This is a genomic window from Streptomyces sp. NPDC020898 (genome assembly GCF_044333925.1).
Taxonomy (GTDB): domain Bacteria; phylum Actinomycetota; class Actinomycetes; order Streptomycetales; family Streptomycetaceae; genus Streptomyces.
The window spans coordinates 70,919-91,703 of the sequence record NZ_JBIRRV010000008.1; the positions used below are offsets into that span (position 1 = coordinate 70,919).

The 20,785-nt window shown below is 70.1% G+C and carries 19 protein-coding genes; 11 read left to right on the forward strand and 8 right to left on the reverse strand.

The genetic code is table 11. From position 1 onward, the window contains the following. Positions 1-52 precede the first annotated feature (52 nt). The 3 genes from ACH4TV_RS25170 to ACH4TV_RS25180 all read right to left on the reverse strand — a co-directional run bounded on the left by ACH4TV_RS25170 (position 53) and on the right by ACH4TV_RS25180 (position 2,603). Entirely contained in the window at positions 53-529 is a 477-nt protein-coding gene (locus ACH4TV_RS25170; protein WP_398401777.1) for a VOC family protein, read from the reverse strand. 41 nt (positions 530-570) lie between these two features. Next, the gene (rarD, locus tag ACH4TV_RS25175) at positions 571-1,590 is read right to left on the reverse strand and encodes an EamA family transporter RarD (protein ID WP_398402326.1); all 1,020 of its coding nucleotides are present in this window, start codon (positions 1,588-1,590) and stop codon (positions 571-573) included. A 161-nt stretch (positions 1,591-1,751) separates the two neighbouring features. Further along, positions 1,752-2,603, reverse strand: a complete 852-nt coding sequence (locus tag ACH4TV_RS25180; RefSeq protein ID WP_398401779.1) for an NAD(P)H-binding protein — start codon at positions 2,601-2,603, stop codon at positions 1,752-1,754. A 173-nt stretch (positions 2,604-2,776) separates the two neighbouring features. Here ACH4TV_RS25180 and ACH4TV_RS25185 point away from each other — a divergent pair, with 173 nt between their 5' ends. Further along, positions 2,777-3,130 (forward strand): winged helix-turn-helix transcriptional regulator, encoded by a 354-nt coding sequence (locus tag ACH4TV_RS25185; RefSeq protein ID WP_398402328.1) that lies wholly within the window; start codon positions 2,777-2,779, stop codon positions 3,128-3,130. Positions 3,131-3,159: 29 nt separating this feature from the next. On the opposite strand, the gene ACH4TV_RS25190 is transcribed toward ACH4TV_RS25185, so the two are convergent. The 5 genes from ACH4TV_RS25190 to ACH4TV_RS25210 form a co-directional block, all read right to left on the reverse strand. Beyond that, the gene (locus ACH4TV_RS25190) at positions 3,160-4,245 is read right to left on the reverse strand and encodes a 2-oxoacid:ferredoxin oxidoreductase subunit beta (protein WP_398401781.1); all 1,086 of its coding nucleotides are present in this window, start codon (positions 4,243-4,245) and stop codon (positions 3,160-3,162) included. Continuing rightward, positions 4,238-6,223 (reverse strand): 2-oxoacid:acceptor oxidoreductase subunit alpha, encoded by a 1,986-nt coding sequence (locus tag ACH4TV_RS25195; RefSeq protein WP_398401783.1) that lies wholly within the window; start codon positions 6,221-6,223, stop codon positions 4,238-4,240. Before ACH4TV_RS25195 ends, ACH4TV_RS25190 begins: the two co-directional genes overlap by 8 nt. A 227-nt stretch (positions 6,224-6,450) precedes the next feature. Continuing rightward, on the reverse strand, positions 6,451-7,110 hold the full coding sequence (locus ACH4TV_RS25200) for a LuxR C-terminal-related transcriptional regulator (protein ID WP_398402330.1): 660 nt from the start codon (positions 7,108-7,110) through the stop codon (positions 6,451-6,453). Between the two features lie 314 nt (positions 7,111-7,424). Beyond that, positions 7,425-8,816, reverse strand: coding sequence for a sensor histidine kinase (locus ACH4TV_RS25205; RefSeq protein WP_398402332.1), 1,392 nt, complete (start codon positions 8,814-8,816; stop codon positions 7,425-7,427). 236 nt (positions 8,817-9,052) lie between these two features. After that, entirely contained in the window at positions 9,053-10,264 is a 1,212-nt protein-coding gene (locus ACH4TV_RS25210) for a sensor histidine kinase (RefSeq protein WP_398401785.1), read from the reverse strand. A 298-nt stretch (positions 10,265-10,562) separates the two neighbouring features. Between ACH4TV_RS25210 and ACH4TV_RS25215 the strand changes: the two genes are divergently transcribed. Genes ACH4TV_RS25215 through ACH4TV_RS25260 form a run of 10 tightly spaced genes read left to right on the forward strand, consistent with a single transcriptional unit; the run spans position 10,563 to position 20,703 of the window. Beyond that, positions 10,563-10,994, forward strand: a complete 432-nt coding sequence (locus ACH4TV_RS25215; protein WP_398401787.1) for an NADH-quinone oxidoreductase subunit A — start codon at positions 10,563-10,565, stop codon at positions 10,992-10,994. Next, a complete protein-coding gene (locus tag ACH4TV_RS25220) occupies positions 10,985-11,581 on the forward strand; it encodes an NADH-quinone oxidoreductase subunit B (RefSeq protein WP_398401790.1) in 597 nt (198 codons plus the stop codon). The genes ACH4TV_RS25215 and ACH4TV_RS25220 overlap by 10 nt, the downstream gene beginning before the upstream one ends. Further along, positions 11,578-12,876: an NADH-quinone oxidoreductase subunit C gene (locus ACH4TV_RS25225; RefSeq protein ID WP_398401792.1), complete on the forward strand. Its 1,299-nt coding sequence runs from the start codon at positions 11,578-11,580 to the stop codon at positions 12,874-12,876. Before ACH4TV_RS25220 ends, ACH4TV_RS25225 begins: the two co-directional genes overlap by 4 nt. Continuing rightward, on the forward strand, positions 12,873-13,841 hold the full coding sequence (locus ACH4TV_RS25230) for an NADH-quinone oxidoreductase subunit H (RefSeq protein WP_398401794.1): 969 nt from the start codon (positions 12,873-12,875) through the stop codon (positions 13,839-13,841). The genes ACH4TV_RS25225 and ACH4TV_RS25230 overlap by 4 nt, the downstream gene beginning before the upstream one ends. Positions 13,842-13,843: 2 nt before the next feature. Further along, positions 13,844-14,530, forward strand: a complete 687-nt coding sequence (locus ACH4TV_RS25235) for a NuoI/complex I 23 kDa subunit family protein (protein WP_398401796.1) — start codon at positions 13,844-13,846, stop codon at positions 14,528-14,530. Beyond that, entirely contained in the window at positions 14,527-15,207 is a 681-nt protein-coding gene (locus ACH4TV_RS25240; protein ID WP_398401798.1) for an NADH-quinone oxidoreductase subunit J, read from the forward strand. Before ACH4TV_RS25235 ends, ACH4TV_RS25240 begins: the two co-directional genes overlap by 4 nt. Next, a complete protein-coding gene (gene nuoK / locus ACH4TV_RS25245) occupies positions 15,207-15,608 on the forward strand; it encodes an NADH-quinone oxidoreductase subunit NuoK (RefSeq protein WP_398401800.1) in 402 nt (133 codons plus the stop codon). The genes ACH4TV_RS25240 and nuoK overlap by 1 nt, the downstream gene beginning before the upstream one ends. After that, a complete protein-coding gene (locus tag ACH4TV_RS25250; protein ID WP_398401802.1) occupies positions 15,605-17,599 on the forward strand; it encodes an NADH-quinone oxidoreductase subunit L in 1,995 nt (664 codons plus the stop codon). The genes nuoK and ACH4TV_RS25250 overlap by 4 nt, the downstream gene beginning before the upstream one ends. A 6-nt stretch (positions 17,600-17,605) precedes the next feature. Further along, on the forward strand, positions 17,606-19,183 hold the full coding sequence (locus tag ACH4TV_RS25255; protein WP_398401803.1) for an NADH-quinone oxidoreductase subunit M: 1,578 nt from the start codon (positions 17,606-17,608) through the stop codon (positions 19,181-19,183). After that, a complete protein-coding gene (locus tag ACH4TV_RS25260; RefSeq protein ID WP_398401805.1) occupies positions 19,180-20,703 on the forward strand; it encodes an NADH-quinone oxidoreductase subunit N in 1,524 nt (507 codons plus the stop codon). Before ACH4TV_RS25255 ends, ACH4TV_RS25260 begins: the two co-directional genes overlap by 4 nt. The last annotated feature ends 82 nt before the right edge of the window (positions 20,704-20,785 follow it).

Genomic DNA, 20,785 nt, shown 5'->3' on the forward strand with positions numbered 1-20,785 from the left:
GGGAGTTCGCATACCGGATGAACATGGGCATGACTAGTCCGGCAAGGCCTGTTCAGTGCACGCAGAACTCGTTTCCCTCCGGGTCGGTCATCACCACCCACTCCCCGCCCATCTCCCGCACCTCCCGCAGCACACTCGCCCCCAGCCCGCTCAGCCGCTCGACCTCGGCCGTGCGCAGGTCCGGGCCCGGGTGCAGATCGAGGTGCAGCCGGTTCTTGCCCGACTTCGGCTCCGGTACGCGCTGGAAGAGCAGCCGCCGGCCGAGCCCGGTCCCGTTCTCCTCCTCGTACGGGTCGTCCGGATGCCGTACGGCGGCCAGGTCCCGCCAGGCACGGTGGCCGTGCGACTCGACGGTCAGCTCGGCCGGTACGGCACCGAGGCCCAGCAGGCGCTCGATCAGCGCGCTGTGGTCCTCGACCGTGTACGCGAGGGCGGCGGCCCAGAAATCGGCCTGTGCGTGCGGATCCGCACAGTCGATGACCAGTTTCCAGTGCACCGGCGTGGGGGCGGTCGAAGGTGTCAGTGTCATGGAAACCACTTATAACGCGCCCCACTGACAGTGGCCCGCTTTCAGCGGCGGACGTCCTCCGTGGCGCCCGCGGCCGGTGTCGCCGTCAGCGGCGCGGGCATCGCGTCGACGGCCCCGTCGCCCGCGAGCGCCCGTGCCTGCGCGCCCCGCCGGGCCGCCCGCAGCGCGTCCCAGGTCAGCAGGACGAGGGCCAGCCAGACCAGCGCGAACCCGGCCCAGCGCTCCGGCGGCATCGCCTCGTGGAAGTACAGGACGCCGAGGAGGAACTGGATGACGGGGGCCAGGTACTGCAACAGCCCCAGCGTCGACAACGGCACCCGGATCGCCGCCGCGCCGAAGCAGACCAGCGGGAGCGCGGTGACCACGCCGGTCGCCGCGAGCAGCGCCGCGTGTCCGGCGCCCTCGGTGCCGAAGGTCGACTCGCCCTGTCCGCCCAGCCACAGCAGATACGCCAGCGCGGGCAGGAACTGGACCGCGGTCTCGGCGGCCAGTGACTCCACGCCGCCGAGGTTGACCTTCTTCTTGACCAGGCCGTAGGTGGCGAAGGAGAAGGCGAGGCAGAGGGAGATCCAGGGCGGGCGGCCGTATCCGACCGTCAGGACGAGTACCGCGGCCAGACAGACACCGACCGCCGTCCACTGCACCGGCCGCAGCCGTTCCTTCAGCAGGATGACGCCCATGGCGATGGTGACGAGCGGGTTGATGAAGTACCCGAGGGAGGCCTCGACCACGTGCCCGGTGTTCACGGCCCAGATGTAGACACCCCAGTTGACCGTGATGAACCCCGCCGCGGCCGTGACCAGCAGCAGGCGGCGCGGCTGCCGCAGCAGCTCGCCCGCCCACGCCCAGCGGCGCAGCACCAGCAGCGCGACGCCGACGGCGACGAGGGACCACACCATCCGGTGGGCCAGGATCTCGACCGCTCCGGACGGCTGGAGCAGCGGCCAGAAGAGCGGGACGAGGCCCCACATCCCGTATGCCGCGAAGCCGTTCAGCAGACCTGTGCGCTGCTCGCCCATCGGCTTCCGGGCCACCGGTGCCTCCCCCTCGTACCACCGCATGGGTGTCTCGTACTGCCGCATGACCATAGGGGCATGTGCCCACGACGGTAACGCCGAGCGCCCCCGCCTGTCATGCCCGTATCGGCATACGGTCATGACAGGCGGGGGTGGGTGTGCTCAAGGGCGTGACGGGGGAGTGCACGCCCTTGAGCGGTCGGGGGTCAGCCCTTGAGCGCGGCGGCGATCGACTCGGCGATCGGCGTGGTCGGGCGGCCGGTCAGGCGGGACAGGTCGCCCGGGGTGCCGGCCAGCTGGCCCTGCTCGATGGCCACGTCCACGCCCGCGAGGATCGCGGCGAGGCCCTCGGGCAGGCCGACGCCGACCAGGATGCCGGTGAGGACGTCGGCGGGGACGGCGTTGTAGGCGACGTCCTTGCCGGACTGCTTCGCCACCTCGGCGGCGTACTCGGCGAAGCCCCACGCGGTGTCGCCGCTCAGCTCGTACGTCGAGTTCTCGTGGCCCTCGCCGGTCAGCACCGCGACAGCGGCGGCGGCGTAGTCGGCGCGCGCGGCCGAGGCGACCTTGCCGTCGCCCGCGGCCTGGGTGACGCCGTGCTCAAGGGCGACGGCGAGCTGCTCGGTGTAGTTCTCGTTGTACCAGCCGTTGCGCAGCAGGGAGTACGTGACGCCGGACTCGAGGATCGCCGCCTCGGTGCCCTTGTGGTCGTCGGCCAGCGCGGCCGTCAGGGTGCCCGGGGCGCTGGTGTACGCGAGCAGCGCGGCGCCCGCGGCCTTGGCGGCGTCGAGGACGACCTTGTGCTGGCCGACGCGGCCCTTGTCGAACTCGTTGCCCGAGATCAGCAGCACCTTGTCACCGGCGGCTATGACACCGTCGAACGTCTCGGGCTGGTTGTAGTCGGCGACCGCGATCTTCACACCGCGGGCGGCGAAGCCGGAGGCCTTCTCCGCGTCGCGCACGACGGCGGTGATCTGGTCGGCCGGAACCTTCTCCAGCAGCTGCTCGACCACGTGACGACCCAGCTGGCCGGTTGCTCCGGTGACGACGATGCTCATGGTGTGTATCTCCTTGTGGGGTGCGGGCTGGCACTAACTGTAGGGGTTGCGCTAACTCCGCGAAAGTACCCACTTTGAAGTAGGGTACTTACATGGAAGTAAGTGCCACGCCGGTAAGCAAGCCGGTAAGCAAGCCGGTAGACAAGAAGAGCCCCGAGATCGAAGCCGAGGGCATGTGTCCGCACCGGCTGGTCCTGGAGCACGTCACCAGCCGCTGGGGTGTGCTCGTCCTCATGGAGCTGCTGGAGCGCCCGTACCGCTTCAGTGAGCTGCGCCGGGCCATCGGCGGAGTCAGCGAGAAGATGCTGACGCAGACCCTCCAGACGCTGGAGCGCGACGGCCTGGTCCACCGGGACGCGAAGGCGGTCATCCCGCCCCGCGTCGACTACTCGCTCACCGACCTCGGCCGCGAGGCCGGCGTCCAGGTCAAGGCCCTGGCGGCCTGGACGGGGGAGCGCATGCCGGACGTGGAGCGGGCCCGCCGGGCGTACGACGAGGCCCGAGCCGAAAGGGCCCGGGCCTCGTAACCGCTCCGTATGCCGTTAGGCCGTAGGACTCAGCCGACGACCGTCCAGGTGTCGCCGCCGGCGAGGAGTGCGCCCAGGTCGCCCTTGCCGTTCTGGACGATGGCGGTGTCGAGCTGGTCGGCCATCTGGGTGTCGTAGACGGGCCGGTCGACGGACCGGAAGACCCCGATCGGCGTGTGGTGCAGGGTGTCCGGGTCGGCGAGCCGGGAGAGCGCGAAGGCGGTGGTCGGGGACGCGGAGTGCGCGTCGTGCACGAGCACGTCGCCCTCGTTGTCGGCGGTCACGGCCACCACCTTCAGATCGCCGGTGGCCCGGTCCCGTACGACACCTTTGGCGCCGTCGGCCCCGAAGCGGATCGGCTGCCCGTGTTCCAGGCGGATCACCGCCTCCTCGGCCTGCTGCCGGTCCTTGAGGACCTCGAAGGCGCCGTCGTTGAAGATGTTGCAGTTCTGGTAGATCTCGACCAGCGCGGTGCCGGGGTGGGCGGCGGCCTCGCGCAGCACGCTCGTGAGGTGCTTGCGGTCGGAGTCGACGGTCCGGGCGACGAACGACGCCTCGGCACCGATGGCCAGGGAGACCGGGTTGAAGGGCGCGTCGAGCGAGCCCATCGGGGTCGACTTGGTGATCTTCCCGACCTCGCTGGTGGGCGAGTACTGCCCCTTCGTCAGCCCGTAGATCCGGTTGTTGAAGAGCAGGATCTTCAGGTTGATGTTGCGCCGCAGGGCGTGGATGAGGTGGTTGCCGCCGATGGAGAGGGCGTCGCCGTCACCGGTGACGACCCAGACGGACAGGTCGCGGCGGCTGGAGGCGAGTCCGGTGGCGATGGCGGGGGCGCGGCCGTGGATGGAGTGCATCCCGTACGTGTTCATGTAGTACGGGAAGCGGGAGGAGCACCCGATCCCGGACACGAAGACGATGTTCTCCTTCGCCAGCCCCAGTTCGGGCATGAACCCCTGGACGGCGGCGAGGACCGCGTAGTCCCCGCAGCCGGGGCACCAGCGCACTTCCTGATCGGACTTGAAGTCCTTCATGGACTGCCTGGCCACGGCCTTGGGCACCAGAGTCAGTGCCTCGATCGCGCCGGTACCGGAGCCTTCCGTGGACGTCTCAGCCATCGATGGCCTCCTTGAGAGCCGTGGCGAGCTGTTCGGCCTTGAACGGCATACCGTTGACCTGGTTGTACGAGTGGGCGTCCACCAGGTACTTCGCCCGGATCAGCGTGGCGAGCTGGCCGAGGTTCATCTCAGGGATCACGACCGTGTCGTACCGCTTCAGCACCTCGCCGAGATTCCGCGGGAAGGGGTTGAGGTGGCGCAGATGGGCCTGCGCGATCGACTCCCCGGCCGCCCGCAGCCGCCGTACCGCCGCGGTGATCGGTCCGTACGTCGAACCCCAGCCCAGCACCAGGGTGTTCGCCGTGCCGGACAGGTCGTCGACCTCCAGGTCCGGTACGTCGATGCCGTCGATCTTGGCCTGGCGGGTACGGACCATCAGGTCGTGGTTGGCGGGATCGTAGGAGATGTTGCCGGTGCCGTCCTGTTTCTCGATGCCGCCGATGCGGTGTTCGAGCCCGGGGGTGCCGGGGATGGCCCACGGGCGGGCCAGGGTCTGCGGGTCCCGCTTGTAGGGCCAGAAGACCTCGGTGCCGTCGTCGAGGGTGTGGTTGGGTCCCTGGGCGAACTGCACGCGCAGGTCGGGGAGTTCGTCGACCTCGGGGATGCGCCAGGGCTCGGAGCCGTTGGCGAGGTAGCCGTCGCTCAGCAGGAACACCGGGGTCCGGTAGGTGAGCGCGATGCGGGCGGCTTCGAGGGCGGCGTCGAAGCAGTCGGCGGGCGTGCACGGGGCCACGATCGGGACGGGGGCCTCGCCGTTGCGCCCGAACATGGCCTGGAGCAGATCGGCCTGCTCGGTCTTGGTCGGCAGCCCGGTGGAGGGCCCGCCCCGCTGGATGTCGATGACCAGCAGCGGCAGTTCCATCGAAACGGCCAGCCCGATCGACTCCGACTTCAGGGCCACGCCCGGACCGGAGGTGGTCGTGACGCCGAGGGCCCCGCCGAACGCGGCGCCCAACGCGGCCCCGATACCGGCGATTTCGTCCTCAGCCTGGAAGGTCCGGACACCGAAGTTCTTGTGCTTGCTGAGCTCGTGGAGGATGTCGGAGGCCGGCGTGATCGGGTAGGAGCCCAAGTACAGCGGCAGATCGGCCTGTTGACCGGCCGCGATCAGTCCGTACGACAGGGCCAGGTTCCCCGAGATGTTGCGATAGGTACCGGTGGGGAACGCGGTGGAGGCCGGCGCCACCTCGTAACTGACGGCGAAGTCCTCGGTCGTCTCACCGAAGTTCCAACCCGCCCTGAACGCGGCGATGTTGGCGGCGGCGATCTCGGGCTTCCTGGCGAACTTGGTGTTCAGGAACTTCTCGGTGCCCTCGGTGGGCCGGTGGTACATCCAGCTCAACAGCCCCAGCGCGAACATGTTCTTGCTGCGCTCTGCCTCCTTGCGGGAAAGGGCGAAGTCCTTGAGCGCCTCGACGGTGAGCGTGGTCAGGGGCACCGGGTGCAGGCTGTACCCGTCGAGGGAACCGTCCTCCAGCGGACTGACCGGGTACCCCACCTTCTGCATGGCCCGCTTAGTGAATTCGTCCGTGTTGACGATGATCTCCGCACCGCGCGGCACATCACCGATGTTCGCCTTCAGGGCGGCCGGATTCATGGCGACCAGCACGTTGGGCGCATCGCCGGGCGTGAGGATGTCGTGGTCGGCGAAATGCAGCTGGAACGAGGAAACGCCCGGCAGGGTGCCTGCGGGCGCTCGGATCTCGGCGGGGAAGTTCGGAAGAGTGGACAGATCGTTCCCGAAGGACGCCGTCTCCGACGTGAACCGGTCGCCCGTGAGCTGCATACCGTCCCCGGAGTCCCCCGCGAACCGAATAATCACCCGATCGAGGCGGCGTACGTCCTTCACACCTGTCGGATTGCGCTGTTCTCCCACGACGGATCCGACGGCTCCGACGTCTGAGCCGGCCTTCTCCGTTGAACCGTTCGCTGAGCTGCCTGCTGAACTGTCCGCTGGACTGCTGACCTGGCTGGTCACTGAACTGGACCTCCTTCGAGGCGGCGGCCTGGGAGCGGTCCTCCCGCGGACCCTCCCAGGATCAACAGTACGTCGGTAAGGGTCGCCTTCTCTGGACCGATCGCATGATGGACGCCATTTTGAGACGGTTCGACGCCCGGACTTGTCACGATTTCTCGCCCCTGTACTGCCTCTGTAGACGCTCCCGGCCGACGCTTCGGTTCGGTTGCTGACACAGTGTCAGGAGATCAGGTGTTGAGGTAGGTGAGGACGGCGAGAACACGCCGGTGGTCGCCGTCGCTGGGGGAGAGTCCCAACTTCAGGAAGATGTTGCTGACGTGCTTCTCGACGGCACCGTCACTCACGACGAGCTGCCGCGCGATGGCCGAATTCGTCCGCCCCTCGGCCATGAGCCCCAGCACCTCGCGCTCCCGGGGAGTGAGCCCGGCGAGTACGTCCTGTTTACGACTGCGGCCGAGCAGCTGAGCCACGACCTCCGGATCGAGCGCGGTGCCCCCCTGGGCCACCCGTACGACGGCGTCGACGAACTCGCGCACCTCGGCGACCCGGTCCTTCAGCAGATATCCGACGCCACGACTGGACCCGGCGAGCAGTTCGGTCGCATACCGCTCCTCCACGTACTGCGACAGCACGAGCACACCGAGTCCCGGGTGCGCTTTCCGCAGCTGTACGGCGGCCCGGACCCCTTCGTCGGTATGGGTGGGCGGCATCCGCACATCCGCGACGACGACGTCCGGCAGCTCGTCCTGCGCGGCAAGCTCGGTAATGGTCTTGATCAGCGCGACCCCGTCACCCACACCGGCGACGACGTCATGCCCACGGTCGGTCAACAACCGGGTCAGGCCCTCCCTCAGCAGCACTGAATCCTCGGCGATGACCACCCGCACCCTGTCCTCCACGATTCCCGGCCCCCCCAGCCCGTCCGAACACGAGACTCCAGCATCCCAGTATTCGGACCGGGGCGGGGGGTTGTCGGCGGGTTGATGCAACCGTTTTCCATCCAGCCCGTCCCGCGTTGAGGACAAGGCCCGTCCCGCCCCAGCTTCTCTCCCACCCACCCGCCCCCGCCGTGTCTTCACCCCAGGCTCAGGCATCTCAGCCCGTCCGGCGTTTGAGGACAAGGCCCCTTCAGGGCCGTAAAGGGGGGTCTGGGGGCGCAGCCCCAGGGATGGGACGGGTAAGGGCGGCGGAGGCGAAACACCTACCCCCGCCAGGGCAACTCCGCAGTCACCCGCGTAGGCCCCCCCACCGGGGAATCCACCACCAGAATCCCGTCCACCGCATCGAGCCGCCCCGCCAACCCCGCCAACCCGGACCCCCCACCCGCATCCGCGCCCCCCACCCCGTCATCCACCACCTGCAGCATCAGCCGGTTCTCCACCCGCCACACATCCACCGACGCCCACGTCGCCCTCGCATGCTTACTGATGTTCTGCAGCAGCTCGGACACCGTGAAGTACGCGATCCCCTCGATCGCCGCGGCCGGCCGCTCCACCAGGTCCACCTCCACCTGCACCGGCACCACACACCGCGACGCCACCGAGGACAGCGCCGCATCCAGCCCCCGGTCCGTCAGCACCGCCGGATGGATCCCGCGCGCCAGATCCCGCAGCTCCTGCAACGCCGTCTTCACCTCACCGTGCGCCTCACCCACCATCCGCGCCGCCGCCTGCGGGTCCTCCGTCAGCTTCTCCTTCGCGAGCCCCAGATCCATGGCCAGCGCAACCAGCCGAGCCTGCGCCCCGTCATGCAGATCCCGCTCGATACGCCGCAGATCAGCCGCCGCGGTGTCCACGACAACCCCCCGGTCGGACTCCAGCTCGACCAGCCGGGTCGCCAGCCGCGACGGCCCCAGCAGCCCCTGCACCATCAGCCGGTCCACCATGGTCAGCGCCCGCACGATCCAGGGCGTGGCCATGGTGAACAACAGCCCGACCAGCGCGGTCACACCGACCTCGAACGGGTTGTCGAGGCGGATCGAGTTGGCCTCGCCGCTGTGCACCACCTGGAGACCGTCCGACCCGGCGTTGATGGGGGAGGCCCAGAACCACAGCGGGTACGTGAGCAGCGCCCACCCGTAGATCCAGAAGGACACCGCGACCACGAACGAGAACACCGCCCACGGCAGATGCAGCACCGAGTACAGCAGGTGCCGCCATGACGTACCGCTCTTGAGCACGGCCCCCATCCACGACGTCGACGCCCCCGGCTTCCGCGCCCGCACCGGCTCCGGTTCGGCCACGTCGGCCCCGAGCAGCCCGCGCGCCATCTTCCGCTCCAGCACCCCGAACCCCCGGCACCCCGCCAGACCCGCGGCCAGCACCGGGATCCCGAGGAAGGTGATCAGCAGCGCCGAACCGGTGGAGGCCAAGGTGACGGCGTACGAGAACGCCAGCACGCTGATCGGCAGGCTCAGCAGCACATACGCGAACTCACGCCAACTGCGTGCCTCGACGGGCGCCCGCAACGCGGCCGGCAGCCGATGCCGACGCCGCCCCGGCCGCCACTCCCCGGTGTCCCCGTCCACCGTTGCGTGGAATCCGGCCCCGGGCCCGCCCTGCCGCCCGTACCCCTGTCCGTACTCCGTGGCCATCGCCGTAGTCCGTTCTTCTAGTCGGCTCATCTGCTCATCGGCTCGTAAGCCGCAGCCCTGCCCGCTTGTCCGCTTGCCCTCAGCCCCGCCTGCCTTCAGCCTGCTCGCCCCGACCCCCACGGACCATGGAGCACGTAGGCGTCTTCCCCCGGGGGTTTTCCCTACCTACGCCCATGCCGACGACTCGCCGCCGAGGAGCCCGATGCCCAGGAGCCCGCCAGCCGCACGTCAGCTGCTTACGAGTCCGCCCGTTCCCGCCAGGGCAACTCGGCCGTGACCGTCGTGGGCCCGCCCTCGGGCGAGTCGATGACGAACAGCCCGTCCACCGCGCCCAGCCGGTCCGCCAGCCCTGCCATGCCCGTACCGCCGTCGAGCCGCGCACCGCCGCGCCCGTTGTCCCACACCTGGATCAGCAGCCGTTCATCCGTACGCCAGACGTCGACGGAGGCGTTCCGCGCCCCGCTGTGCTTGCTGATGTTCTGGAGCAGCTCGGAGACCGTGAAGTAGGCGATGCCCTCGATGGCGGCGGCCGGCCTGGCCGGCAGATCGGCGGTCACCTGCACCGGCACGGTGCACCGCGAGGCCACCGAGGACAGCGCCGCGTCCAGCCCCCGGTCGGTCAGCACGGCCGGATGGATCCCGCGTGCCAGATCGCGCAGCTCCTGCAAGGCGAGCTTCACCTCGCCGTGCGCCTCCTCGACCATCGCCGCCACGTGTTCGTCGGCCTGCCCCTCCAGGAGCTTCTCCTTGGCCAGCCCGAGCCCCATGGCCAGATTCACCAGCCGGGCCTGCGCCCCGTCGTGCAGATCCCGCTCGATACGCCGCAGATCGGCCGCGGCGGTGTCCACGACGACCCCCCGGTCGGACTCCAGTTCGGCGATACGGCGTTCCAGCTCGTCGGAGGGCGACAGCAGCCCGCGCACCATCGCCCGGTCCACGTTCGTGAGCCCCCGGGCCAGGAACGGCAGCACCGGCCACAGCACGAAGAGCGAGACGAGCACGACGGAGAACGTGAGGACGGCCCAGGGCAGCCGTACGAAGTCGTACAGGATGGTGCGCCAGCCGACCGGGTCCTTCACCGCCAGCCACAACTGCCCGAAGAACCCGAGTTCCTGGCCACGGGTGCCCCGTCTGCTGCCCAGCGGCAGCGGACTCGGCTCGTCCACGCGGACCCCGAGCAGTGCCCTCGCCCGTGCCCGTTCGATCCGGCCCAACTGGCGTGCGCCCATCAGCCCGGCGCCGAGCAGCGGCAGGCCGATCACGGTGAGGGTCATGAACGACCCCACAGACACCACGGTCACCACGTACACAAAACCGAACAACGCCATCGGCAGATTGAGCAGGAGATGGAAGATCTCCTTCCAGGTCTGCCGGTCGAGGGCGAAACGGGCAGGAGGCAGACGGTCGTCCTCGGGTTCCGCGCTGGTGGCGGTGATACGTGCGCTCATGACCGCCAGCCTGCCCGGCACCGCGCCCCCGCGCCATGAGGCGGACCGCCCGGACGGACGGGGGAAAACCCCACCCCGGCCCCCACCCCGGACCCATCCCTGGACATAACTCCGAACACGACCCGGAACAGGACCCCGAACACAACCTCGGCCACCACCCCGCACGTGACTCGAACCCGACCTTGGACATGGCCATGCGTGACGGGCTGCTTACGGTCTCTTTAGCAGGCCCTAGACTCCCGTCCGTACAGATCTCCGTACAGATCGCCGAACGACGACAGGGGAGCGAGGGACGGACGTGCCGGTACCGACCGCCGTAGCCACGACGGAGCACATCGAAGCGTCGCACCACATCGCGGCGTCGGAGTACTTCCAGTCCTACTCCGTCGTCGGACTGCTCGCCGTCGTCGGCGTGCTCTTCGTCGCGGTCGCCTTCGGGGCGGGCCGCCTGCTGCGCCCCGTGGTCCCGACCCCCGAGAAGCTCCTGACGTACGAGTGCGGTGTCGACCCCGTCGGCGAGGGCTGGGCGCACACCCAGGTGCGCTACTACGTCTACGCCTTCCTGTACGTCATCTTCGCCGTCGACTCGATCTTCCTGTTCCCCTGGGCGACGGTCTTCGCGGCCCCCGGCTACGGCGCGACCACCCTCGTCGAGATGTTCATCTTCCTCGGCTTCCTGACCGTCGGCCTGCTCTACGCATACAAGAAGGGCGTCCTGACATGGACGTGACGCCACCCGCCCCCGAGCCCGTGCTGCTGCCGGAGCCGAAACGGCTGGGCGCCCTCGCACGCCTGGCCCCCGAGCCGATGAAGGTGGTCCTGAACTGGGGCCGCCGCTATTCGCTCTGGGTCTTCAACTTCGGCCTCGCCTGCTGCGCGATCGAGTTCATCGCCGCGTCCATGGCCCGCCACGACTTCATCCGCCTCGGCGTGATCCCCTTCGCCCCCGGACCGCGCCAGGCCGACCTGATGGTCGTCTCGGGCACGGTCACGGACAAGATGGCCCCGGCGGTACGGCGCCTGTACGAACAGATGCCCGAGCCCAAGTACGTCATCTCCTTCGGCGCCTGCAGCAACTGCGGCGGCCCTTACTGGGACTCCTACTCGGTGACGAAGGGCGTCGACCAGATCATCCCGGTCGACGTGTACGTCCCCGGCTGCCCGCCCCGCCCCGAGGCGCTGCTCCAGGGCATCCTCAAGCTCCAGGAGAAGATCGCCCGGGAGTCCCTGAGCGAGCGCTACGGCACGACCCGCCCCACCCCGGCCGCCCTCCAGAGCGACCTGGTCCGCCCGCCGGCGCCGGGAGACCCCCGATGACGGAATCAGGTACGGGAGACGCGGGCATCGGGAGCGACGGGAGCGACGCGGGCGTCGGCTGGCTGCCGGCCCCGGCGGAGGAGTTGTTCGGCCCGGACGCCAGAGCCGAGGCGTCGTACGACCTCCTGACCGTCGACGTCCCCCCGACCGCATGGCTCGCCGCCCTCCGCACCGCACGTTCCACCCTCACCTGCACGTACTTCGACTGGCTGAGCGCGGTCGACGAACCGAGCACGGCGCCGGACCCCGGGGCGGGACCGGAAGCGGGCTTCCGCGTGGCGGCCCACGTGGTCGCCCTCTCCCCAGTACGCCGTCTCCTCGTACGGACGACAGTCCCGCACGCCACCCCCGTACTCCCCTCGGCCGTGGACATCTACGCGGGCGCCGCCTGGCACGAACGCGAGACGCACGAGATGTTCGGCGTACGGTTCGAGGGCCACCCCGGCCTGGACCACCTCCTTCTCCCGGAGGGCTTCGAGGGCCACCCCCTCCGCAAGGACTTCGTCCTGGCAGCCCGCGTCGCCAAAGCCTGGCCCGGTGCGAAGGAACCGGGGGAGTCGGAACACGGCGGCCCGAAGCGCCGCCAGATGCTCCCCCCGGGCGTCCCCGACCCCAACGAATGGGGCCCCCTGAAGGGCCAGCTCCCTCCGGCCCCCACCCGCCCGGCCCGCGCCGCAGGAGCCCGCGCCGCCGGCGACCGCCCGGTACGCCGCGCCCGCACAGCATCGGAGGGCTCGGCAAGCCAGACCCCAGCAGCAGCGGCGGCGGACGCGGCAGGCCACACCCCGTCGGCGCCGGAGGGCGCTCCCACGGAGACCCCGCCGGCCGCACCCCGCCGGGCCCGCAGCGCGAGCCAGGGCTCCGCCTCGCAGCGCCCACCGTCACCACCACCCGAGGCGACAGGCCCAGGGACGACGGACGCCACAGAGGCAACAGGGACGAGAGAGGCGACGGAGGCCCCGGAAGTGTCGGAGGCCCCAGAAGCGCCAGAGGCCGCGGCCGCCGACACCGCTCCCGAGCCGCCCAAGCCACCCCACTCACCGCCCGCAAAGCCCCGCAGCGCGGACGCCCCCTGGCACCACGCCCGCCCCGCCTTCGACGAACCCGATCCGAAGGACGCCGAGTCGACCCCGAGCGCGACCCCGACCCCGACCCCGGCGCCGGCGCCGGAGACCAGGGATGCCGCGCCCACGGAGTCACCGTCGTCCGACAGCGAGGCCCCCTCCGAGCGCACCCCCGAAGACCCCATGCCGGACAACCCCACCCCCGAAAACCCCGCAGGAGGCTCGCAGTGAACGACGCGCTCGACGTCGCCCTGCGACTCCTGGTCGTCTTCGTCGTCTTCCTCACCTTCCCCCTGATCGTCGGTCAGGCCGAGCACAAGGTGATGGCCCACATGCAGGGCCGTCTCGGCCCGATGTACGCCGGCGGCTTCCACGGCTGGGCCCAACTCGTCGCGGACGGCGTCAAGTTCGCCCAGAAGGAAGACATCGTCCCGGCCGGAGCCGACCGCCGTATCTTCCAGCTCGCCCCTGCTGTGGCCCTCCTTCCGTACCTCCTCGTCCTCCTCGCCATCCCGATCGGCCCGGGCGAGGGCGCCGTCGGCGAGGTCGTCGACGCGGGCATCTTCTTCGTACTCGCCGTCATGGGCGTCGGCGTTCTCGGCTCCCTCATGGCCGGCTGGGCGTCGGCCAACAAGTTCTCCCTCCTCGGCGGCCTCCGCACGGCCGCACAGCTCCTCGCCTACGAGCTCCCGATGCTGCTCACCGCCGCCTCGGTCGCGATGGCGGCGGGCACGGTCTCCCTGCCGGGCATCGTCGACGCCTTCGAGTGGTGGTGGCTGCCCTGGCAGATCGTCGGCGCGATCGTCTTCTTCGTCGCAGGCCTCGCCGAACTCCAACGGCCCCCCTTTGACATGCCGGTAGCCGACTCTGAGATCATCTTCGGCGCCTACACCGAGTACACCGGCCTCCGCTTCGCTCTTTTCCTCCTCGCCGAGTACGCCGGAATCGTCGTTCTGTGCGGCCTGACCACCGTCCTCTTCCTGGGCGGCTGGCACGGCCCGTGGGGCGCCGACGGCCTCGGCTGGGTCTGGACCCTCCTGAAGACGGCCGTCCTCGCGTTCGTCGTCATCTGGCTGCGCGTGACCTACCCCCGCCTGCGCGAGGACCAGCTGCAGAAACTCGCCTGGACCCTCCTCGTCCCCCTCTCTCTCGCCCAGATCGCCCTTACCGGCATCGTGAAGGTGGTGATCTCGTAACCATGGCTGAGCCTCTCCCGCCCGCCCGGCCCCGCATCCCAGGCATCGGCCTGGCCAAGGGCCTGGCCGTCACCCTCCGCACGATGACGAAGAGGACCGTCACCGCGCAGTACCCGGACACCCAGCCCGACCTCCCGCCCCGCACCCGTGGAGTCATCGGCCTCTTCGAGGAGAACTGCACGGTCTGCATGCTGTGCGCCCGAGAGTGCCCGGACTGGTGCATCTACATCGACTCCCACAAGGAGACGGTCCCGGCCGCCGCCCCCGGAGGCCGCGAGCGCAGCCGCAACGTCCTCGACCGCTTCGCCATCGACTTCTCCCTCTGCATGTACTGCGGTATCTGCATCGAGGTGTGTCCTTTCGACGCCCTTTTCTGGTCCCCGGAGTTCGAGTACGCCGAGACCGACATCCACGAACTCACCCACGAACGCGACAAACTCCGCGAGTGGATGTGGACGGTCCCGGCCCCGCCCGCCCTCGACCCCGCCGCCGAGGAGCCGAAGGAAATCGCCACCGCCCGCAAAACCGCCGAAAAACTGGCAGCAACCAAGCCCACCCCGACGGCCCCCACCGACCCAACGGCCCCCAACTCCCCGGCACCGCCTGCCGAGCCCGCCGCCCCGGTCGAGCGAACCGACCTGCAGGGACAGCGAACCGATCCCCAGGGACAGGAGGGAGGAGAGTCGTGACCCTCGCCTCCGCCGCGGCGACAGCCGCCGCCACCGAGCCGCACGGCTTCCTCTCCCCGACCGGCGTCGAGATCGCCTTCCTCCTCGTCGGCCTGGTCACCTTCGGCGCCGCGCTCGTCACCGTCACCACTCGGCAGCTGGTGCACGCCGCCCTGTGGCTGGTGGTGACCCTCGGCGGTCTCGCTGTCGAATACCTCCTGCTCACGGCCGAGTTCATCGCCTGGGTCCAGGTCCTCATCTACGTCGGTTCCGTCGTCGTCCTCCTCCTGTTCGGTCTGATGCTCACCAGGGCCCCCATCGGCCGCTCCCCGGACGCCGATTCCGGTAACCGGTGGGCGGCCCTCGCCGTGGCCCTTGCCTCGGCCGCCGCCCTGGTCTGGGTCGTCGTCGACGCCTTCCGCACGACCTGGATCGATCTGGACGGTGCCGCCGCCGGCTCCACCGCGGTCACCGGCGCCAGCCTCTTCCAGAACTGGGTCCTCCCCTTCGAGGCCCTCTCCGTCCTCCTCCTGGCTGCCCTGGTCGGCGCGATCGTCCTGTCCCGCAAGGCGAAGGCGGAGTCGAGCTCTCCCCCTGTGAACTCCCAGGCTGCGACCGGTAGTTCCCCATCCGTCCCAGATTCCCGGAATCACCCGATCGAGCGAAGCAACCCGGCCGAGCAGGAAGGTGCCCACTGATGCACCTCGCCTATCCCGCCGTACTCTCCGCCCTCCTCTTCTGCACCGGCCTCTACGGTGTCCTGGCCCGCCGCAACGCGATCCTGGTCCTGATGTCCGTCGAGCTGATGCTCAACGCCGTCAACCTCAACCTCGTCGCCTTCGACGTCTGGCTCAGCAAGACGGCCCGGGACACCCTGCACTCCGGCCAGGCCCTCACCCTGTTCACCATCGCCATCGCCGCCGCCGAGATCGGCATCGGCCTGGCGATCGTCCTCGCCGTCCACCGCAACCGCGGCACCGCGGACATCGACAAGCTCCGCGACACCGCCGAGGGTCACGAAACCGACGGCACAGACGGCACTGACAGCGACGCTCCCGCGGCCGGGTCGACCGCCGAGAAGGCTGAGGCCACCGCGTGACCACGACCACCCTCGCCGTCCTCGTCCCCCTCCTCCCGTTTCTGGGCGCCGCGGCCGGCCTCCTCCTGGGCCGCACGGCCCCCGGCTTCGTACGCCCCCTCGCCGTACTGCCGCCCCTCACGGCGCTCGTCCTCGCCGTACTCGTCGCCGTACGCCAGGGCGGCGAGCGGCCCGTCGACGCCGCCACCGAGCTCACGCCCACCGGCTCGGTCCCGGTCGAACTCGCCCTGCACATCGACGGTTTCGCCGCCCTCGTCGCCGTCCTGGTCGCCCTGGTCGCGACCTGCGTGCAGATCTACTCGACGGGCTATCTGCGCGACGACCCGCGCTACCCCTCGTACGCCGCTCTCGTCTCCCTCTTCACCTCCGCGATGCTGCTCGTCGTCTACTCCGGCGACCTGATGGTGCTGCTGGTCGGCTGGGAGATCATGGGCATCTGCTCGTACTTCCTGGTCGGCCACTACTGGGAGACCCCGGAAGCACGCGCCGCCTCCCTCAAGGCATTCCTCGTCACCAAACTCGGCGATGTCCCCTTCCTGATCGGCCTGTTCGCGCTCGCCTCCGACGCCGGGTCCTTCCGGATCACGAAGATCCTCGGCACCGTCGCGAGCGGCGGACTCGACCACCCGACGCTGGTCGCCCTGCTCCTCCTGGCCGGCGTGGCGGGCAAGTCGGCGCAGTTCCCGTTGCACACCTGGCTCCCCGACGCGATGGCGGGCCCCACCCCCGTCTCGGCGCTGATCCACGCCGCGACGATGGTCGCCGCCGGTGTCTACTTCATCGCCCGGCTCCTCCCGGTCTTCGCGGCCTCCTCGGCCGCACTGGTCGTCCTCGCCGTCATGGCCGCCGTCACGATGGCCGGCTCCGCCCTCGCCGCCCTCGCCCAGGACGACATCAAGCGCGTCCTCGCCTACTCGACGATCGGCCAGCTCGGCTACATGACCGGTGCCCTCGCCGTCGGCGACCGCGGTGCCGCCGTCTTCCACCTCCTCACGCACGGCGCCTTCAAGGCGCTGCTGTTCCTCGCGGCGGGCGTGATCATCCACGCCGCCGGCACCAACTCGCTGGCCGCCATGTCCCGCATGGGCAACCTGCGCGACCGCGTCCCCGACGCCTACTGGACGATGACCGTGGCGCTTCTCGCCCTCGCCGCGATCCCGCCGTTCAGCGGCTTCTTCTCCAAGGAGTCCGTCCTGGGCGCCGCCGAACACGTCATCACCGGCCACGCCGAGGACGTCCCGGGCGCCGCCGGCTGGATCGTCCTCGTCGCCGGCCTGGTCTCGGCCCTGCTCACCGCCGCCTACGCGACCCGCCTGTGGCTGCTCGCCTTCCGCGGCCGAGGCGCCGAAGCCCCGGACCACGGCAGGCAGCCGATCGCGATGACCTCGGTGCTCTGGGTCCTCGCGGTCCCGTCCCTCGCCCTCGGCGGATTCGCCTACGGCAGGCTGCCCGACTGGTTCGACGGCCACGACCTGACCCCGACCCTGACCACCTCCGTCCTTGGCACGGGAGTGGCCCTGGTCGGCGGCATCGTCACCTACGGAGCCTGGCGTCAGACCACTGCCCTGGCGGCCCACGTCCCCCTGGGCGCGGTCGCGGCCCACCCGGAGGGCGACGCCGGACTGGTCGAGGCGGAGGCGATCACCACCCACACCCCCGCCTACGGAGACGCGGCCACCGCACCCGACCCGGCAGACCCCGGCCGCCTCCTGCTCGGCCCGCTGCACCGCCACGCGGCCGTCGGCTTCCACCTCGACGCTCTGTACACGGCGCTCTTCGTCCGCCCGGTCCAGGCCGGTGCCACCCTCGTCCGGTTCCTCGACCGTGAGGTCGTCGACACCTACGTACGCGGCGCGGGCGCCGTGCCCCGTCTGCTCGGCGGTGCCGTACGGCGCGCCCAGACAGGCAACGTCCAGACCTATATGAGCGCGTTGCTCGCCGGCACCGTCGTCCTGGTGGTCGCCGTTCTCCTCGTCGCCACGGGAGCGTGAGCACGCGTGATCGATATCAACGAGTCAGTGATGCAGTTCCTTCTGGCGTTTCTCGTCGTGGGCCCGCTGATCGGTGCCGTCGCGGCTCTCCTCCCGCCCCCGCCCGGGCTGAAGGGGAAGTCGCCGGACCAGGCCGTGCTGCGGCACGGCGTGACCGTCACCGGCGCGGTGCTCATCACCGCGATCGCCCTGGCACTCGGCTTCGACCATGACCATCCGTCAAAGATGCAGGCCACGACCGACATCAGCTGGATCCCGGCACTCGACGTGCGGATCCACCTCGGCGTCGACGGCATTTCCCTCCCCCTTCTGGTCCTGACCGCGCTCCTGACCTTCCTCTGCGCGCTCTACTCCTACTTCAAGATGCCTGCGGGGCCGTCCCCGAAGGCCTTCGTCGCACTTCTCCTCGTCCTGGAGTCCGGCACCCTCGCGACCTTCGCCGTCCTCGACCTGCTGCTGTTCTTCCTCGCCTTCGAGATGGTGCTCATCCCGATGTACTTCCTCATCGCCCGCTGGGGCGGTGAGCAACGGACCCGGGCGGCCTGGAAGTTCATCCTCTACACCCTGCTCGGATCCGTCGTCATGCTGCTGGGCCTGCTCCTGATCGGGATCAAGGCGGGCACGTTCGACATCATGGCACTCGCCACTGACAACGGCCCTGGACTGACCACATCCGTGCAGGTCATCGCCGCTTTGGCGATCGGAATCGGGCTCGCCGTCAAGACGCCGATGTGGCCGCTGCACAGCTGGCTGCCGGACGCCCACACCGCCGCCCCGACCGTCGGCTCGGTCCTGCTGGCCGGCGTCCTGCTCAAGATGGGCACGTACGGGTTCGTGCGCATCCTGCTGCCGATCACACCCGACGGATTCCGGACCTTCGCGCCCTACCTCGCCGCCTTCGCCGTCGTCGGGATCATCTACGGCTCCCTGGCCTGCCTCGCGCTCGCCCGGCGGGGTGCGAAGGGCGACCTCAAGCGGCTCATCGCCTACTCCTCCGTCGGCCACATGGGCTTCGTGCTCCTCGGCATCTCGACCATGACTCCGACCGGCGTGAACGGCGCGCTCTTCGCCAACATCGCCCACGGCCTCATCACCGGCCTCCTCTTCTTCCTGGTCGGCGCGCTGAAGGACCGCACGGGCACCAGCGACCTCGACACCCTCGCCGACAAGACCGGCGCCGCCCTCTACGGCAGGGCCCCGCGCCTCGGCGGCCTCGTCGCCTTCGCCGCCGTCGCCTCGCTCGGACTTCCCGGCCTCGCCGGGTTCTGGGGCGAGATGCTGGCCCTGTTCGGCGCGTTCGACCCCGCCGACGGTCTGAGCCGCCCCGCCTTCCTCACCTTCACGGCGATCGCCGCGTTCGGCACCCTGCTCACCGCCGCGTACATGCTCGTCGTCGTACGCCGCGTCTGCATGGGTGCCGCCCTCGAGCCGGACGCCCCCCAGCTCGCCGACGTACAGACATACGAATTCGCGGCCTGGACCCCGCTCGTCGCCCTCACCGTCGTCGCCGGCCTGTGGCCGAAGGCTCTCCTCGGCCTGACCGACCCGGCTGTGCAGCAGCTCCTCTCAGGAGGCCCTCGATGAGCGCCCTGGCCCAATCCGCAGCTCAATCCGTCGTCCAGTCCGTCGACTGGCTCGCCATCGCGCCACCCACCGTCGCCGCCCTCGTAGGACTCGCGGTTCTTGTCGCCGACCTGTTCATCGGCGACACCAAGAAGGCACTGCTCGGCTGGATCTCGGTCGCAGGCCTGGCCGCCTCCGCACTCCTCCTGCTGCCCCTCCTGGACGGCGACCGCTCCACCTTCTGCCTGACCGGCAGCACGGACGTGTGCAGCTACACGGCCGACCGCTTCACCCTCGCCATCCAGTTCCTGGTCCTCGGTGGCGCGCTCCTGGCCGCCCTCCTCTCGGTCACCGCCCTCAAGGACGCCGACCGAGGACTCCCCGAAGGGGAGTACTGGTTCCTGCTGCTGTCCTCCGCCGCCGGAGCAGCCCTCCTGCCCGCCTCCCGCGACCTCGCGACCCTGATCGTCGCCCTGGAAGTCGCCTCCCTGCCCGCCTTCGCCCTCGTCGGCATCCGGCACGGCGACCGGAAGTCCTCCGAAGCAGCCCTGAAGTTCTTCCTGTCCTCGGTGACGGCGACCGCGGTCAGCCTCATGGGCATCAGCTTCGTGTACGCGTCCACGGGCACCCTCTACCTGACAGAGATCGCCGACCGTATCCAGGACGTCGACCCACAGCTCCACACCCTCGCCCAGGCGGGCGTCGTCCTCACCCTCATCGGCTTCGCCTTCAAGACAGCCGCCGTCCCCTTCCACTTCTGGGTACCCGACACCTATGTGGGGGCGCCCCTGCCGATCGCCGCCTATCTGTCGGTCGTCGGCAAAGCCGTCGGCTTCTCCGGCCTCATCCTCGTCACCGTCGTCGCCTTCCCGTCGTACGCCGACGTCTGGGGCCCGGCCCTGGCCGCCCTGGCCGCGCTCACCATGACCGTCGGCAACGTCGGTGCCCTGCGCCAGCAGTCCACGCGCGCGTACAGCGCGGTACGCCTCCTCGCCTGGTCCTCCGTCGGCCAGGCCGGCTACCTCCTCGTACCGATCGCCGCCGCCGCGTACTCCGACGACGCCCAGAAGTCGATCGGCTCCACCGTCGCGTACGCCCTCATGTACGCCGCCGTGAACCTCGGCGCCTTCGCGGTGGCGGCCCTGGTGGCCCGTACGAAGCCCCTGAACCGCGTCAGCGACTATCGAGGCCTGTACGCCACCCGCCCCCTGGCAGCGCTCGTCCTGGGCTTCTTCCTGCTGTGCCTCGCCGGACTGCCGCCGGGCATCATCGGCCTCTTCGCGAAGGTCACGGTGTTCTCCGCGGCCGTCGACGCCGGACTCGGCTGGCTGGCCGTGATCATGGCCGTCAACGTGGTGATCGCCCTCTTCTACTACCTCCAGTGGACCGCCCTGCTCTTCCGCGCCCCCGAGGGAGCCGAGGAACGCCACCGCGCCCCGGCCCCCCTCACGGCCGCGATCGCACTGACCGCCGTACTGGGCATCGCCCTCTCAGGCGCACCCCAGCTGATCCTGCGCTTCGCCGACACCGGACTCTTCTGAGCCCTCGGCGCCCGCACGCGCGCGTGGACCCTCACCCGGACGGCCCACGCGCGTCGCCGTACGGGCAAGGGAACTGCGGACC

What these genes read in the sequence shown, in the direction of transcription:
- ACH4TV_RS25170 (WP_398401777.1), bottom strand. Translation starts at nt 529, where the DNA reads ATGACACTGACACCTTCGACCGCCCCCACGCCGGTGCACTGGAAACTG.
- rarD (WP_398402326.1), bottom strand. Translation starts at nt 1,590, where the DNA reads ATGCGGTGGTACGAGGGGGAGGCACCGGTGGCCCGGAAGCCGATGGGC.
- ACH4TV_RS25180 (WP_398401779.1), bottom strand. Translation starts at nt 2,603, where the DNA reads ATGAGCATCGTCGTCACCGGAGCAACCGGCCAGCTGGGTCGTCACGTG.
- ACH4TV_RS25185 (WP_398402328.1), top strand. Translation starts at nt 2,777, where the DNA reads ATGTGTCCGCACCGGCTGGTCCTGGAGCACGTCACCAGCCGCTGGGGT.
- ACH4TV_RS25190 (WP_398401781.1), bottom strand. Translation starts at nt 4,245, where the DNA reads ATGGCTGAGACGTCCACGGAAGGCTCCGGTACCGGCGCGATCGAGGCA.
- ACH4TV_RS25205 (WP_398402332.1), bottom strand. Translation starts at nt 8,816, where the DNA reads ATGGCCACGGAGTACGGACAGGGGTACGGGCGGCAGGGCGGGCCCGGG.
- ACH4TV_RS25210 (WP_398401785.1), bottom strand. Translation starts at nt 10,264, where the DNA reads ATGAGCGCACGTATCACCGCCACCAGCGCGGAACCCGAGGACGACCGT.
- ACH4TV_RS25220 (WP_398401790.1), top strand. Translation starts at nt 10,985, where the DNA reads ATGGACGTGACGCCACCCGCCCCCGAGCCCGTGCTGCTGCCGGAGCCG.
- ACH4TV_RS25225 (WP_398401792.1), top strand. Translation starts at nt 11,578, where the DNA reads ATGACGGAATCAGGTACGGGAGACGCGGGCATCGGGAGCGACGGGAGC.
- ACH4TV_RS25235 (WP_398401796.1), top strand. Translation starts at nt 13,844, where the DNA reads ATGGCTGAGCCTCTCCCGCCCGCCCGGCCCCGCATCCCAGGCATCGGC.
- nuoK (WP_398401800.1), top strand. Translation starts at nt 15,207, where the DNA reads ATGCACCTCGCCTATCCCGCCGTACTCTCCGCCCTCCTCTTCTGCACC.
- ACH4TV_RS25260 (WP_398401805.1), top strand. Translation starts at nt 19,180, where the DNA reads ATGAGCGCCCTGGCCCAATCCGCAGCTCAATCCGTCGTCCAGTCCGTC.